This is a genomic window from Sphingomonas olei, from assembly GCF_045369765.1.
Classification (GTDB): Bacteria; Pseudomonadota; Alphaproteobacteria; order Sphingomonadales; family Sphingomonadaceae; genus Sphingomonas; species Sphingomonas panaciterrae.
Map to the genome: position 1 here is coordinate 145,837 of NZ_JBIQEU010000007.1, position 14,282 is coordinate 160,118.

The following is a 14,282-nucleotide window of genomic DNA, read 5'->3' on the forward strand; positions in this document are numbered from 1 at the left end:
ATCAGGATTGGCGCGGCCCTGCGCTGAGCGTGCGGGCGACGGCATCGTGCCAGCCAGCCACCAAGGGCGCGCGCGCCGCCGCCGTCATCGACGGTTCGAACAGGCGATCGGGCGACCACAAAGCGGCAAGTTCATCGAGCCCGGACCACAAGCCGCTGGCGAGGCCGGCGTGGAAGGCGGCGCCGCGCGCGGTGGTCTCAAGGTCGGCGGGCCGCTCCACCGCCATGTCGGTGAGATCGGCGAGGAAGCCGCACAGCCAGTCGTTCGCCGCCATGCCGCCATCGACACGCAGCCGTTCGGGCCGATTGCCGCCGTCGGCGACCATCGCCTCCGCCAAATCGAGCGTCTGATAGGCCACCGCCTCCAGCGCCGCACGGGCAAGATGCGCGGCGGAGCTATCGAGCGTCAGGCCGTGGATCGAGCCGCGCGCGGCGGGATCCCAATGCGGCGCACCGAGGCCGACGAAGGCGGGCACCATATAGACGCCATGGCTGTCGGGCACCTTGGTCGCCATGTCGTTGGTCTGGCTGGCATGGGTGATGATGCCGAGCCCGTCGCGCAGCCATTTGATCGCGGCGCCGGCGACGAAGATCGATCCTTCGAGCGCATAGGTGGTGACGCCATCGAGCCGGTAGGCGGGGGTGGTGATGAGGCGATGCTGCGAGCTGACCGCCTCCGTCCCGGTGTTGAGCAGCATGAAGCAGCCGGTGCCATAGGTCGATTTGGCGCTGCCGCGATCGAAACAGGCCTGGCCGAACAGCGCCGATTGCTGGTCGCCCGCCATGCCGGCGATCGGGATCGGCGCGCCGAACAGATCGGTGGCGGTGGTGCCATAGACATGCGCATTGTCGTGCACGTCGGGCAGCATCGCCATCGGCACGCCGATCAGGCGGCACAATTCCTCATCCCAGCAGCCGCGATGGATGTCGAACAGCATCGTGCGGCTGGCATTGGTGATATCGGTCGCATGCACCGCGCCGCCGGTGAGCCGCCACAGGAGGAAGCTGTCGATCGTGCCGAAGGCAAGCTCGCCGCGTTCGGCACGCGCGCGGGCATCGGGGACGTTGTCGAGGATCCAAGCGATCTTGGTGGCGGAAAAATAGGGATCGATCAGGAGGCCGGTGCGCGCGCGAACGAGATCCTCCGCGCCGTCGGCACGCAGCGTCGCACAGCGATCCGCGCCGCGGCGATCCTGCCACACGATCGCGCGATGAATCGGTTCACCCGTGGCGCGATCCCACACCACGGCGGTTTCGCGCTGGTTGGTGATGCCGATCGCCGCGATGCTGCGTGCGGGCACGCCGCTTTCCTCGATCGCCTGGCGCGCGGTGGCGAGCGTGTCGCGCCAGATATCCTCCGGATCATGTTCGACCCAGCCGAACTGCGGATAATGTTGCGGGAATTCGGTCTGCGCGATGGCAACCCGCCGCGCCGAGGCATCGAACAGCACGCTGCGCGTCGACGTCGTCCCCTGATCGATCACAAGAATGTGGGACGCCATCCTACCTCTCCAAACGAAACCTGAAACGAACCTTGGCAAGTTTCATACGAACGTCAACGCTTTCATTTGAACGCGCCGGTCGGTATGATGGCAGGATGAGCGAAGAGCGCGAGATGGAGCGGATGGTGGACCTGCTGATCGTCGGCGGGGGCATCAATGGCGCGGGGATCGCGCGCGATGCGGCGGGGCGCGGGCTGTCCGTGCTGCTGGTCGAGCAGGATGACCTGGCGAGCCATACGTCGTCGGCATCGACCAAGCTGATCCACGGCGGGCTGCGATACCTGGAATATGGCGAGTTCCGGCTGGTGCGCGAGGCGCTGATCGAGCGCGAGCGATTGTTGAACATGGCGCCGCACATCATCTGGCCGCTGGAATTCGTGCTGCCGCAGAACCAGTCGCCGCGCCCCGCGTGGATGGTCCGGCTGGGGCTGTTCATGTACGATCACCTCGGCGGGCGCGAGAAGCTGCCTGGGACGCGCACGGTGAACCTGGCGACGTCCGCCGCCGGCGCCGGGCTGAGCCCGCGCGAGGGCAAAGCGTTCATCTATTCCGACTGCTGGGTCGAGGACAGCCGGCTGGTCGTGCTGAACGCGATGGATGCCGCCGCGCGCGGCGCGGTGATCGAAACGCGCACCCGGCTGATCGATGCGCGGCGCGAGGGCGATGGTTGGGTGGCGACGATCGCCGACGCGCAGGGCAGCCGGGCGGTGCGCGCGCGGGTGATCGTCAATGCGGCGGGGCCATGGGTGGCCGATGTGCTGGGCCGGGTGCCCGATGCGCGGACCGATCGCGGCGTGAAGCTGGTCAAGGGCAGCCATATCGTCGTGCCGCGTCTGTACCCGGGGTCGCATGCCTTCATGCTGCAGAACCCCGACCGCCGCATCGTCTTCGCCATCCCGTACGAGAATGATTTCACGCTGGTCGGCACGACCGACGAAGTGTGGAACGAGAAGCCGGGCAAGGCGCAGATCAGCGCGGGCGAGACCGATTACCTGCTGGAGACGATCGGCCGCTATTTCGCGCAGCCGGTCGACAAGGCGGACATCCGCTGGAGCTATGCCGGCATCCGCCCGCTGTACGACGACAAATCGACCAACGCCTCCGCCGTCACGCGCGACTATGTGCTCGATCTGGACGCGGGCGAAGGCCGCGCGCCGATGCTGAGCATCTTTGGCGGCAAGATCACGACGTACCGTAAGCTGGCGGAACATGCGATGAAGGAGCTGGCGCGCTTCTTCCCGGACGCGTCGGGTGCGTGGACCGCAGGCGCGGTGCTGCCGGGCGGCGACATGGCCGATGCCGATTTCGACCTGTACCTCAGCAGGCTGATGACGAGCCGCCCTGCCCTGCCGCCCAAGCTGCTGCGGCGGCTGGCGCGCGCCTATGGCACGCGTACCGATGACCTGCTGGGCGCGGCGCAGAACGTGCGCGATCTGGGCACGGCGTTCGGCGGCGACCTGTATCAGGCGGAGGTCGATTATCTGGTGGCGCGCGAATGGGCGCGGACCAGCGAGGATGTGCTGTTCCGCCGCAGCAAGCTGGGGCTGCATGTGCCCGCCGGGACGGCAGAGGCGCTGGACGCCTATATCGCCCGCGTCGTCCCCGTCGCGGCGTGAGCGCGGTGTGAGCCAGACCGGCGCAGACGTGGTGGCGGCGCGGCATCGCGCGATCCTGGAGACGGCGCGGCATACCGGCAGCGTCGCCGTCGACGCGCTGGCCGAGCAATTAGGCGTCACGCCGCAGACGATCCGCAAGGACCTGAACCTGCTGGCGCGGCGATCCATGCTGGCGCGGGTGCATGGCGGCGCGGTGGTGACGTCGGGGGTCGACAATCTGCGCTATGCCGAGCGGCGGCATGTCGCAGCGGACGTGAAGGACGCGATCGGCGCCGCCGCCGCCGCGCTGGTGCCCGATGGCGCGAGCCTGTTCATCAACATCGGATCGACGACCGAGGCGATCGCGCGCCATCTGGTCGGGCGGTGCGACCTGATGGTGATCACCAACAACCTGAACGTGGTCGACATATTGGCCGGCAGCCCGGGCATCGAAGTGATCGCCGCCGGTGGGCGCGTGCGGCCCGGCGACCGCGCGGTGGTGGGCGCGCTGGCGATGGATTTCATCCGCAGCTTTCGCGTCGATTATGCGCTGATCGGCGCCTCCGCGATCGAGCGCGACGGCACGTTCCTGGATTTCGATGTGGACGAAGTTCGCGTGTCGCAGACGATCATCGCGCAGGCGCGGCAAGTGATCCTGTCGCTCGATTCCTCCAAGCTGGGGCGGCCGGCGCCGGTGCGGATCGGGGACCTTGGCGATATCGACTATCTGGTCACCGACGAGGTAGACGATGAACTCGGCCGGGCATGCGATGCCGCCGATGTGGCGATCGTCGACGTGGAGAAGATGTAGTGGATCGGCTCGATTTCGAGGCAGCGCGCAGCGTGTCGCGGCGCAGGCTGCTGACCGCAGGCATAAGCGGCGGCGCGGCGCTGATCGCCGCGCGCGCGCTGGGCGCCGACGTCGACCTGCGGCTGCCGGGAGGCAATTCCGCGCGGCCGCTGACCAGCGACTTTCCGCAAAAGGGCGAGATGATCCTGCAGCGCGCCCGCCCGGTGCTGCTGGAGACGCCGATGGAGGTGTTCCAGCACAACCTCTTCACGCCTAATGACCGCTTCTACGTGCGCTGGCATTGGAGCGACATGCCGACCAGCATCGACGTCGACCAATATCGCATCGCGATTAGTGGGCATGTCGAGCGGCCGCTGTCGATCTCGCTCGCGCAACTACTGCGCATGCCGCGGGTCGAGCTGGCGGCGGTAAACCAGTGTTCGGGCAATTCGCGCGGATTGTTCGAGCCGCGCGTGCCCGGCGCGCAATGGGGCCATGGTGCGATGGGCAATGCCAAGTGGATGGGCGTATCGCTGCGCCATCTGCTCGATCTGGCAGGGGTGCGCGGCGGCGCCGTGGCGGTGCGGATCGGCGCGTTGGACAAGCCGCTGGTCGAGGGGGCGCCGGCGTTCGAGAAGGCGCTGGGGATCGACCATGCGCGCGGCGGCGAGGTGATGCTGGCGTTCGCGATGAACGGCGAGCAGCTGCCGTTGCTGAATGGCTTCCCGGTGCGGCTGGTCGTGCCCGGCTGGTATTCGACCTATTGGATGAAGACGGTGAACACGATCGAGGTGCTGACCGCGCCGGACGACCGATACTGGATGGCCAAGGCGTACAAGATCCCCGACACGCCGCGCGCGCATGTCGCGCCGGGGACGAAGGATTTCCCGACCGTGCCGATCAACCGGATGAACCCGCGATCCTGGATCACCAGCATCGCCGATGGCGCGAGCTATGGCTATGACCCGGTGCTGCCGGTGGAGGGGATCGCGATGGGCGGCGACAGCGGCGTCGCGCGGGTCGAGATTTCCGGCAATGGCGGGCGCACGTGGGAGCCCGCGATGCTGGGGCGCGAGGACGATCGTTATGGTTTTCGCCGCTTCACCGCGCGGATCGGCGTGCCGCGGCCGGGGCGTGTGCAGGTGATGGCGCGCTGCACCAACACGGCCGGCGAGACTCAGCCGATGGAGGCGAACTGGAACCCTGGTGGCTATATGCGCAATTGCGTGGAGCCGGTGACGGTGGCGCTGACGTGAGGCGCGCACCATCATTTGCCGCCATCGTCGTCGTCCTGATCGGGGCGAGCCTGTTGGTGCTGATCGCCATCAGCAGCCGCGGGCCAAAGGCGCCCGCCGCGCCGGCGCCCGCGGTTGCCGAAAACGCCGGGATCAGCGCGGGCGGGGTGACGCTGACCTCCACCAGCGTCGAGCTGCCCGATGACGCTGCGACCTTCCCCGACGGGCCGAACGTCGACCTCGTCAACCAGCGGTGTCTGTCGTGCCATTCGGCGAGCATGGTGCTGACCCAGCCGCGGCTGAAGCCCGAGCAATGGACCGCGATCATCGAGAAGATGCGCGACGCCTATCGCGCGCCGATCGGCGATGGCGAGATCCCGGCGATCACCGATTATCTGGTCGCCCGGCAGCAGACGACGCCGGCGGCAACAGCCCGCTGATCCCGACCGGAAGATAAATCGCGGCAAAGCGCATGCTGGCTTGATGTGCCTCAAGCCAGCGGGCGTTTGTTCGTGTATGGTGAAGCATCACTGCCCGATCGTCTGCAGGCGGCAGTGACTGAGAGATAATATGCGCTCCCGCTTGCTCAACGGGAGTCGTGCCATGGTAATCGCGAGCGCGCATGGGCTGGCGCCGTTCATTGATCGACTCGCGCTGAGCCGGTGAGCAGGACGCGCTGCTGGCGCTGCCGTTCGATGCCATCACCGTCGGTGCACGGCGCAATGTCACCCGGCTGGGCGAGATTTCGAGCCACGCGAGTTTTGTCGCCACCGGGCTGGTGGGGCGGTTCGGCCAGACGGCGAGCGGGCAACGGCAGCTGACCGGGATCCACCTGAGCGGCGACATGGCGGACCTGTTGTCGGTGGTTCGGCCGACCGGCGTCGGCGCGCTGCTGGCGTTGACCGAGACGACGATCCTGCGCGTGCCGCATCGCGCGCTGCGCGCCGCGGCGGCGCAATTCCCCGCCATCGCCGAGGCGTTCTGGCGGCATTGCGCGGTCGATACGGCGACGCTGATGCAATGGCTGCTCAACATCGGGCGCGGTGATGCGGTGGGGCGGCTGGGGCATCTGATGTGCGAGATGGCGATGCGCTTCGGCGGGGAGCGTGAGTACCGGTTGCAGTTCGACCTGCCGCTGACGCAGGAGCAGCTGGCCGATGCGACCGGCATCACGCCGGTGCACGTCAACCGATCGCTGCGCCGCCTGCGCGAATTGAAGCTGGTGACGATCTGCCGCAAGCGTGTCGACATCCATGACTGGGACGGGCTGGTCAGCCTGTCGGGCTTCGACCCCGATTATCTGGCGCTGGACATCGGCAACCGGCCCAAGGTGCGCCTGTTGAGCGCGTGATCGCGGGCCGGGGGGCCAGGCGCGTTATGGCTATTGGCCAACGGCTTGGCTGCCCTATGAGGGGCGGTGATGAGCACAGCAACCGACACCGCGCGCCCGACCATTCGTGATGTCGCGCGGTTGGCGGGCGTTTCGATCAAGACCGTGTCGCGGGTCATCAACGACCAGCAATATGTGAGCGCCGAGAAGAAGGCGCGCATCCTCGAGGTGATGGCGGAGACCGGGTTCCAGCCGAGCCATGCGGCGCGCGCACTGGCGGGGCACCGATCGCACCAGATCGCGCTGATCTGCGACAATCCCAATCCCTGGTACATCTACGAAATCCAGCTGGGGGTGCGCGAGCGATGCGCGCGCGACAAGATCCGCATGATCGCCCAGCCCTATGACCGCGCGTCGCCGACGCTGCTGGAGGATATCACCGCGCTGATCGACCAGGCGAGCCCCGACGGGCTGGTGCTGGCGCCGCCGGCCTGCGACGACCAGCGCGTGCTGGACGAACTGAAGCGGCGCGGCATCCCCTTTGCCCGGTTGCAGCCGGGGCTGCGCGTCGAGGAAGGGCCGAGCGCGTCGATCGACAATGACGGCGCGGCGTTCGACATGACCAGCCACCTCTTGACGCTGGGGCACCGGCGGATCGGCTTCATCGTCGGCGACCGCAGCTATGCCGCGTCGGGGCAGCGGCTGGCGGGGCATATCCGCGCGCTGGGCGCGGCCGGCGTCGAGCTGGACATGGCGCTGATCCGGCAGGGGCAGTTCGATTTCGCATCGGGCGAGGCGGCGGCGGATGCGCTGCTGTCGATGGACGCGCCGCCGACCGCGATATTCGCATCGAGCGACGACATGGCGGCGGGCGTGCTGGCGGCGGCGCACCGGCGCGGCATCCGCGTGCCCGATACGCTGACCGTCGCGGGGTTCGACGACGGGCCGACCGCCCGGCTGGTATGGCCGGCGCTGACCACGGTGCGCCAGCCGGTACGCGCGCTGGCCGATGCGGCAACCGACCTGTTGCTGTCGCCACCGGCGGCGGGTGCCGCGCAGCAGCGGCGGCTGCCGCATGAGCTGGTGCTGCGTGGATCGTCCGCGCCGCCGGGCGGCGGCTGATACGAAAACGGCCCCGGATCGCTCCGGGGCCGCGTCGTTTCAGGCGATCGTCAGGTGCGGGATCAGAAGTTGATCCGGCCGGTCACGCCATAATAGCGATCCGCCTCACGCGGGATCTGGTAGCGGTACGAGCCCGACGGGCCGCCATTGGCGATCGCCGCCGCGAAGCTCTGGTCGAACAGGTTGCGCACCTGGAAGGTCAGGCGGAAGCGATCGTCCTGATCGCCGATGCCGGCCGACAGATTGACCAGGCCATAGCCGTCGATCGTCGCGAGGCTGCGCTGCACGGGATCGGGCGAGAACAGCGCGAGCTGCTCGGACTGGTAATTGCCCTGTGCGCCCAGGAACACGTCAACCGCGCCGCCGGTGCGCACGCGATAGTCGATGCCCAGCGAGCCCTTCCACTTCGGCGCGAAGGCGAGCGAGGTGCCCGGTGCGATGACCGCCGTCGGCGGCGCGCCCGGCGCCTGGAAGAAGCGGTCGACGTGCGCATCGGTGTAGGCGACGCCGCCCGAGATCGACAGGTCGTCGATCGGGCGCAGGACGATGTCCGCCTCCACGCCGCGGGTCGACACCTCGCCCGCGTTGGTGAAGCGGGTGACGACCACGCCGGCGACCAGATCCGGGTTGTTGGCCTGGAAATTGTCGTACTTGGCGTAGAAGGCGGCGAGGTTCAGCGTGAGCGCGCCGTTGAACAGCGTGTTCTTGAGGCCGATTTCATAGCTGTCCGACGTTTCCGGCGCGATCACGTTCGTGCCGTTCGAGTTCAGATTGTAGAACACGTTGAACGCCGGGCCCTTGTAGCCGCGCGTCCAGCCGCCATAGGCCACCACATCGCGGCTGACATCGAACTGCAGCGATGCCTTGCCCGACCAATTGTCGTTGGTGGTCTTGCCGCGCCACGGGATGCCGTTCGAGGCGGCCACCGCCTGCGTCTGCGCCGCGCCGGGAGCAACGCCCTGGCCGAGCAGCTGGTTGTAGCGATCGAACACGCCCTGGTCGAAATTCGGATTCACGCCCGGGCCGGCCAGCGTCGTCTGGCGGCGATGCCACACGTTGAGCTGGTCAGCGGTGTAGCGCAGCCCGCCGATGAAGCGGAAACGATCGGTGAAGTTGACCGTGAACTGGCTGAAGGCGGCGATGTTCTGGAACACCGAGCCGAAGTTCGCGACGCCGAACGGGTTGGTCGTCGCCGGTGCGCCGGGCGCGCCGCACGGGATCAGCGTCGACGGGACGGTCGCCGCGTTGCAGTTCACCACCGCGCGCGAGAAGGTCCGCTCCGACGCAGCGCGCGAATAATAGACGCCCACGACATAGGAGATGAACTGCTGCGACGGCGAGGTCAGGCGCAGTTCCTGGCTGAACGTGTCGCCCGTCTGCGGCCCGAGATCGTGCAGCTGGTTGAAGCCGACATACGGCGCAGCAAGGAAGTCGCCGTCGCGGATCTCGGTGTTGGAATATTCGCGATAGGCGGTGATGCTCGTCACCGTCTGGTTGCCGAGTTCCGTGTCGATTTGCAGCGAGGCGCCGTAGCTTTCCTCTTCGGTGCGCGTGATCAGATTCTGGTTGATCCGGCGCGTCTCATTACCCTGCGGCGTCGGCAGGACCGAGAAGATCGGGCTGGTGATCGGCTGACCAGCGGCGTTCAATGCGCCAGTGCCGATAACCTCGGCGCAGCAATCGTCGTTGTTCTTGCGATAATCGGCGATGAAGGCGACGGTGGTCGCGTCGCTCGGCATCCACTTCAGCTGGACGCGGCCGCCGACATGCTCATAGCCGTTGACGCGGCGACCGTCGAAGGCGTCGTTGCGGATGTTGCCGTCGAAGCGGCTGTAGAAGCCGGTGACGCGCGACAGCAGGTTTTCGGTGATCGGCACGTTGATGGCGCCGCGGATGCGCGCCTCGTCACCGCCGGTGAAATAGCTGCCCTCAAGATAGCCGCCGAAGTCGCGGGTCGGCTGCTTGGTGACGATGTTGATGACGCCGGCCGAGGCGTTCTTGCCGAACAGCGTGCCCTGCGGCCCGCGCAGCACTTCCATCCGCTCCACGTCGACGAGATCGCCGAACGCTTCGGCGGTGCGGGCGAGGACGACGCCATCGACGACGGCGGAGACCGACGGTTCGCCCGCGATCGAGAAGGTGGTGGTGCCGACGCCGCGCAGGAACAGCGACTGGTTGAGCGTGGTGCCCGACTTCAGGATGTTGAGCGCGGGGACCAGCGTGGGCGCGCCCTCGAGACCCGGCGAGCCGGTGTTGGCCAGCGCCTCACCACCCACGACGGAGACGGCGAGCGGCACGTCCTGCAGACGCTCGCTACGCTTTTGCGCAGTGACAACGATGTCGCCGTTCGAGACGCCCGAGGCATCGTCCGATTCGGCCGCGACGCCGGGCGCCGGGGGCGTTTCCTGTGCGGTTGCGGGTGCGGCTGCCTGCCCCTCGGGCGACATGGCCTGCGCCGACGCACCCTGCGCCGCGACAGCGAAAGCTGCGCTGGCCGCAAGTAAAAGCGCCTTGTTTGAAAAACTTACCATTACCCTCTCCTACCCCAAACCAGTCATGCGCCGCGAATTCCGCGGCCCCATCGCTTTATCCCCCTAGTAGATGGAGATTGGCGTGGCGACCCCGAATTCGGCGACGTTCCATTTGACTGCTTCCCTGTAGGCCGGATCCTACGTATAAGACAACGGTGTCTTATTTGCCTTCTCCCGCTCGCTCCGTCGCCCTGGGTGACACTGGCCTAACCATCAGCACCATCGCCTGGGGCATGTGGCGTTTCCGCGGCACTGACGTCGCCGCGGCGCGCGCGCTGGTCGAGGCGGCGTTCGATGCCGGCGTGACGCTGTTCGACACCGCCGACATCTATGGTCCGGACAATGACGAGGATTTCGGTGCGGCCGAGGCGCTGCTGGGCCGCGTCTTCGCCGAAGCACCGGCATTGCGCGACAAGATGGTGCTGGCGTCCAAGGGCGGCATCCGCATGGGCGTGCCGTATGATTCGAGCGCGACCTATCTGGCCGAGGCGATCGACGCGTCGCTGAGCCGGCTGGGCTGCGAGAAGATCGACCTGTATCAGATCCACCGCCCCGACCTGCTGGCGCATCCGCAGGAAGTGGCGCGCGCGCTGGACGATGCGCGTGTCGCGGGCAAGATCACCGCGATCGGCGTGTCCAACCATACGCCCTCGCAGACCGCGGCGCTTGCCGAATATCTGACCGTGCCGGTCGTCAGCCATCAGCCGGAATTCTCGGCATTGGCGATCAAGCCGCTGTTCGACGGCCTGTTCGACCAGGCAATGCAGCGCGGCATGGCGGTGCTGGCCTGGTCGCCGCTGGGCGGTGGTCGCCTCGCCGATCCGACGGACGAGCGCGCGCGCGCCGTCGCCGCATTGCTCGACGTGAAGGCGCATGAGGCGGGCGTCGATCGCGCCGCTGCCGCCTATAGCTGGATCATGGCGCACCCGGCGCGCCCGATCCCGATCGTCGGCACGCAGAATGTGTCGCGGATCGCCACGATCCCCGACGCCTACAAACCGCAATGGACGCGCGAGGAATGGTACGCCGTCCTTCAAGCCAGCATGGGAGAGCGTTTGCCGTGACCGGTTCGACCAATAAACAGTGCGAAGTCAGCTGGTTTTCGGCGCTGTGCGATGACGATTACGAGTTTCTCGGCGTTCCCGATCCCAAGCTGAAGTCGAGCTGGGAGCATTGCCGCGACATCGTGCTTCAGGCCGAGAGCGGCGGGTTCGACAATATTCTGCTGCCGTCGGGCTATGCCCTGGGCATTGACACCACCGCCTTCGCCGCGGCGATCGCGACGATGGTGAAGCGTATCCGGCTGCTGATGGCGGTGCGCATCGGCGAAAGCTGGCCGCCGCAGCTGGCACGGCAGATCGCGACGATCGACCGCATCCTGGGCGGGCGGCTGACGGTCAACATCATCTCCTCCGACCTGCCGGGCGAGACGCTGGCCTCCGCACCGCGCTACGCCCGCACGCTGGAGGCGATGCAGATCCTTAAAGCCATGCTGAACGGCGCGCCGCTGGACCATCAGGGCGAGTTCTGGAAGCTGAAGCTGGACCCGCCGGCCGTCACCACCGTGTCGGGCAAGTGCCCGCCGCTGTATTTCGGTGGCCTGTCGCCGGACGCGCGCGAGACCGCGGCGCAGGGCGCCGACGTGTATCTGATGTGGCCCGACAAGAAGGAAGCGGTGCAGTCGATCATCGACGACATGACCGCGCGCGCCGCCAAGCACGGCCGCACGCTGAAGTTCGGGTATCGCGCGCATGTCATCGTGCGCGAGACCGAGAGCGAGGCGCGCGCCGCTGCCGATCGCCTGCTGTCCAAGCTGGACGCGGCGCAGGGCGAGGCGATCCGCAACAAGTCGCTAGACACCCAGTCGACCGGCGTCGCGGCGCAGGCCGCGCTGCGCGAGAATGCCAGCGACGACGGCTATGCCGAGGAAAACCTGTGGACCGGCGTTGGCCGGGCGCGCTCCGGCTGCGGCGCGGCGATCGTCGGTGATCCCGACCAGGTGCTCGCCAAGCTGAAGATGTACCAGGACATGGGGATCGAGGCCTTCATCCTGTCGGGCTATCCGCATGCCGCGGAGGCTGATTTGTTCGCGCGCCATGTGCTTCCCAAGCTGCAGCACGGCCCGCTGACGCTGTAACAACCTTCCCCGGAGGCTTTTGAATGACGGTGACGCTTCGCCCCGCGGAGAGCGGTTTCGATATCTTCGCGGGCGAGGTGCTGGTCATTCGCCACCGCGCCGACGCGCCTGCGCTGTTCGTCGGTGCGGGGCGGCCGCTGGTCGACATGTACCGCGGCAATTACTTCCTGGAGGACCGGGTCGACGAGCGGATCGCGCTGCGCGAGGCGAGCGTCGCGGGTGACACCGTCACTCTTTCCGCGGGTGGGCGCGCGCTGCTGACACTGACGCTGCGCGACGATGCGCTGCATCTGGAGGCGCTCGATCCGGCGCTCAATCGCTTGTGGCTCAACACCGTCGGCGAGGCGGGCGAGCGGCTGTGGGGCGGCGGCGAGCAGATGTCCTATGTCGACATGGCGGGGCGGCGCTTCCCGATGTGGACGTCGGAGCCCGGCGTCGGGCGCGACAAGTCGACGCTGCTGACGTTCCAGTGCGATCGCGACCATCGTTCGGGCGGCGACTATTGGAACACCAACTATCCGCAGCCGACATATCTGTCGTCGCGGCGCTATGCGCTGCACGTCGATACGACGGCCTATAGCTGCTTCGACTTCCGCGATGCTGCTGCGCCCGCGGTCGAGGTGTGGGAGGTGCCGGCGCGGATCGAGCTGTTCGCCGCGACGCGCTTCGCCGATCTGGTGACGCAGCTTTCGACGCGGTTCGGGCGCCAGCCGCTGCTGCCCGAATGGGCCTATTCGGGTGCGATCCTGGGGCTGAAGGACGGCGCCAACAGCTTCGACCGGATGGAGAAGATCATCGCGGCGGGCGCGGTGGTCACTGGCCTGTGGTGCGAGGATTGGGTCGGGCTTCGCGTCACCAGTTTCGGCAAGCGGCTGTTCTGGGACTGGAAGGCGAACGAGGCGCGCTATCCGCATCTGCGCCAGAAGATCGCCGAGCTGAACGAACGCGGCATTCGCTTTCTTGGCTATGTGAACCCGTATCTGGCGGTCGACGGATCGCTGTATGTCGAGGCGGCGGAGGCGGGGTATCTCGCGCTGAAGCTCGACGCCGATGAGCCGTATCTGGTCGATTTCGGCGAATTTGATTGCGGGATCGTCGATTTCACCAATCCCGCCGCCGCCGACTGGTTCGCCGATCGCGTGATCGGGCGCGAGATGCTGGATTTCGGGCTGTCGGGCTGGATGGCCGATTTCGGCGAGTACCTCCCCACCGACGTTCGCCTGTTCGACGGCACCGACGGGATGCTGGCGCACAATGCCTGGCCGACGATTTGGGCCGAGGTGAATGCGCGCGCGATCGCCTCGCGCGGGAAGACGGGCGATGCGCTGTTCTTCATGCGCGCCGGGTTCAGCGGCGTGGGCGCATATTGCCCGCTGCTGTGGGCGGGCGACCAGAGCGTCGATTTCACGCGGCATGACGGGATCGGCACGGTGATCCGAGGGGCGCTGTCCTCCGGCCTCGTCGGCAATGCCTATCACCACGGCGACCTGGGCGGATACACCAGCCTCTACGACAATGTCCGCACCGCCGAGCTGCTGATGCGGTGGAGCGAGCTATCGGCATTTTCGCCGGTCATGCGCAGCCATGAGGGCAATCGGCCCGACACAAACCTTCAGCTGGATGGCGACGCCGAGGTGCTGGCTCATTTCGTCGCCATGACGAAGGTTCATGCCGCGCTGGCGCCATACGTGGCGGAGCTGTGCCGCGAGGCGGCGGCGACCGGTCTACCGCTGCAACGGCCGCTGTTCCTCGATTATGAGGATGATGCCGGCTGCTGGGGCGTGGAGACTCAATTCGCTTATGGCCGTGACCTGATCGTCGCGCCGGTGATCGAGGCGGGTGCGGCGCGGTGGAGCGCCTATCTGCCGGCCGGGCCGGAATGGCGCCACGTCTGGTCGGGCGAGACCTTCGCTGGCGGCGAGACGGTGGAAGTGGCGGCGCCGATCGGCCAGCCGCCCGTATTCTACCGTACCGACAGTGCGCACGCCGCGCTGTTCGCCGGACTTGCCACGCTCTAACATGACCCGCGCGACCAAGGAGG

At 67.4% G+C, this 14,282-nt stretch carries 11 protein-coding genes; 9 read left to right on the forward strand and 2 right to left on the reverse strand.

The genetic code is table 11. The features are described 5' to 3' along the window. Position 1 precedes the first annotated feature (1 nt). Positions 2–1,501: a glycerol kinase GlpK gene (glpK, locus tag ACH0BU_RS10235; RefSeq protein ID WP_314471696.1), complete on the reverse strand. Its 1,500-nt coding sequence runs from the start codon at positions 1,499–1,501 to the stop codon at positions 2–4. Positions 1,502–1,596: 95 nt separating this feature from the next. Between glpK and ACH0BU_RS10240 the strand changes: the two genes are divergently transcribed. From ACH0BU_RS10240 to ACH0BU_RS10265, 6 genes are all read left to right on the forward strand, one after another. Continuing rightward, a complete protein-coding gene (locus tag ACH0BU_RS10240) occupies positions 1,597–3,117 on the forward strand; it encodes a glycerol-3-phosphate dehydrogenase (protein ID WP_296217897.1) in 1,521 nt (506 codons plus the stop codon). A 7-nt stretch (positions 3,118–3,124) separates the two neighbouring features. Continuing rightward, the gene (locus ACH0BU_RS10245) at positions 3,125–3,907 is read left to right on the forward strand and encodes a DeoR/GlpR family DNA-binding transcription regulator (RefSeq protein WP_296217898.1); all 783 of its coding nucleotides are present in this window, start codon (positions 3,125–3,127) and stop codon (positions 3,905–3,907) included. Then, a complete protein-coding gene (locus ACH0BU_RS10250) occupies positions 3,907–5,142 on the forward strand; it encodes a molybdopterin-dependent oxidoreductase (RefSeq protein WP_296217901.1) in 1,236 nt (411 codons plus the stop codon). The genes ACH0BU_RS10245 and ACH0BU_RS10250 overlap by 1 nt, the downstream gene beginning before the upstream one ends. Then, positions 5,139–5,561 (forward strand): hypothetical protein, encoded by a 423-nt coding sequence (locus tag ACH0BU_RS10255; RefSeq protein ID WP_296217903.1) that lies wholly within the window; start codon positions 5,139–5,141, stop codon positions 5,559–5,561. Before ACH0BU_RS10250 ends, ACH0BU_RS10255 begins: the two co-directional genes overlap by 4 nt. A gap of 404 nt (positions 5,562–5,965) precedes the next feature. Then, the gene (locus tag ACH0BU_RS10260; RefSeq protein ID WP_500264013.1) at positions 5,966–6,472 is read left to right on the forward strand and encodes a Crp/Fnr family transcriptional regulator; all 507 of its coding nucleotides are present in this window, start codon (positions 5,966–5,968) and stop codon (positions 6,470–6,472) included. Positions 6,473–6,541: 69 nt separating this feature from the next. Next, positions 6,542–7,573 carry a LacI family DNA-binding transcriptional regulator gene (locus ACH0BU_RS10265; protein ID WP_296217907.1) on the forward strand — a complete coding sequence of 344 codons (1,032 nt, stop codon included), beginning with the start codon at positions 6,542–6,544 and terminating at the stop codon, positions 7,571–7,573. Between the two features lie 62 nt (positions 7,574–7,635). On the opposite strand, the gene ACH0BU_RS10270 is transcribed toward ACH0BU_RS10265, so the two are convergent. Further along, positions 7,636–10,104, reverse strand: coding sequence for a TonB-dependent receptor (locus tag ACH0BU_RS10270; RefSeq protein ID WP_296217910.1), 2,469 nt, complete (start codon positions 10,102–10,104; stop codon positions 7,636–7,638). Between the two features lie 155 nt (positions 10,105–10,259). Between ACH0BU_RS10270 and ACH0BU_RS10275 the strand changes: the two genes are divergently transcribed. From ACH0BU_RS10275 to ACH0BU_RS10285, 3 genes are read left to right on the forward strand one after another with little or no spacing between them, the layout of a single operon-like run. Beyond that, a complete protein-coding gene (locus tag ACH0BU_RS10275) occupies positions 10,260–11,168 on the forward strand; it encodes an aldo/keto reductase (RefSeq protein WP_046408195.1) in 909 nt (302 codons plus the stop codon). Further along, the gene (locus ACH0BU_RS10280; protein WP_046408194.1) at positions 11,165–12,241 is read left to right on the forward strand and encodes an LLM class flavin-dependent oxidoreductase; all 1,077 of its coding nucleotides are present in this window, start codon (positions 11,165–11,167) and stop codon (positions 12,239–12,241) included. The genes ACH0BU_RS10275 and ACH0BU_RS10280 overlap by 4 nt, the downstream gene beginning before the upstream one ends. A 23-nt stretch (positions 12,242–12,264) precedes the next feature. Then, entirely contained in the window at positions 12,265–14,259 is a 1,995-nt protein-coding gene (locus ACH0BU_RS10285) for an alpha-glucosidase (RefSeq protein ID WP_314471703.1), read from the forward strand. Positions 14,260–14,282: the final 23 nt, after the last annotated feature.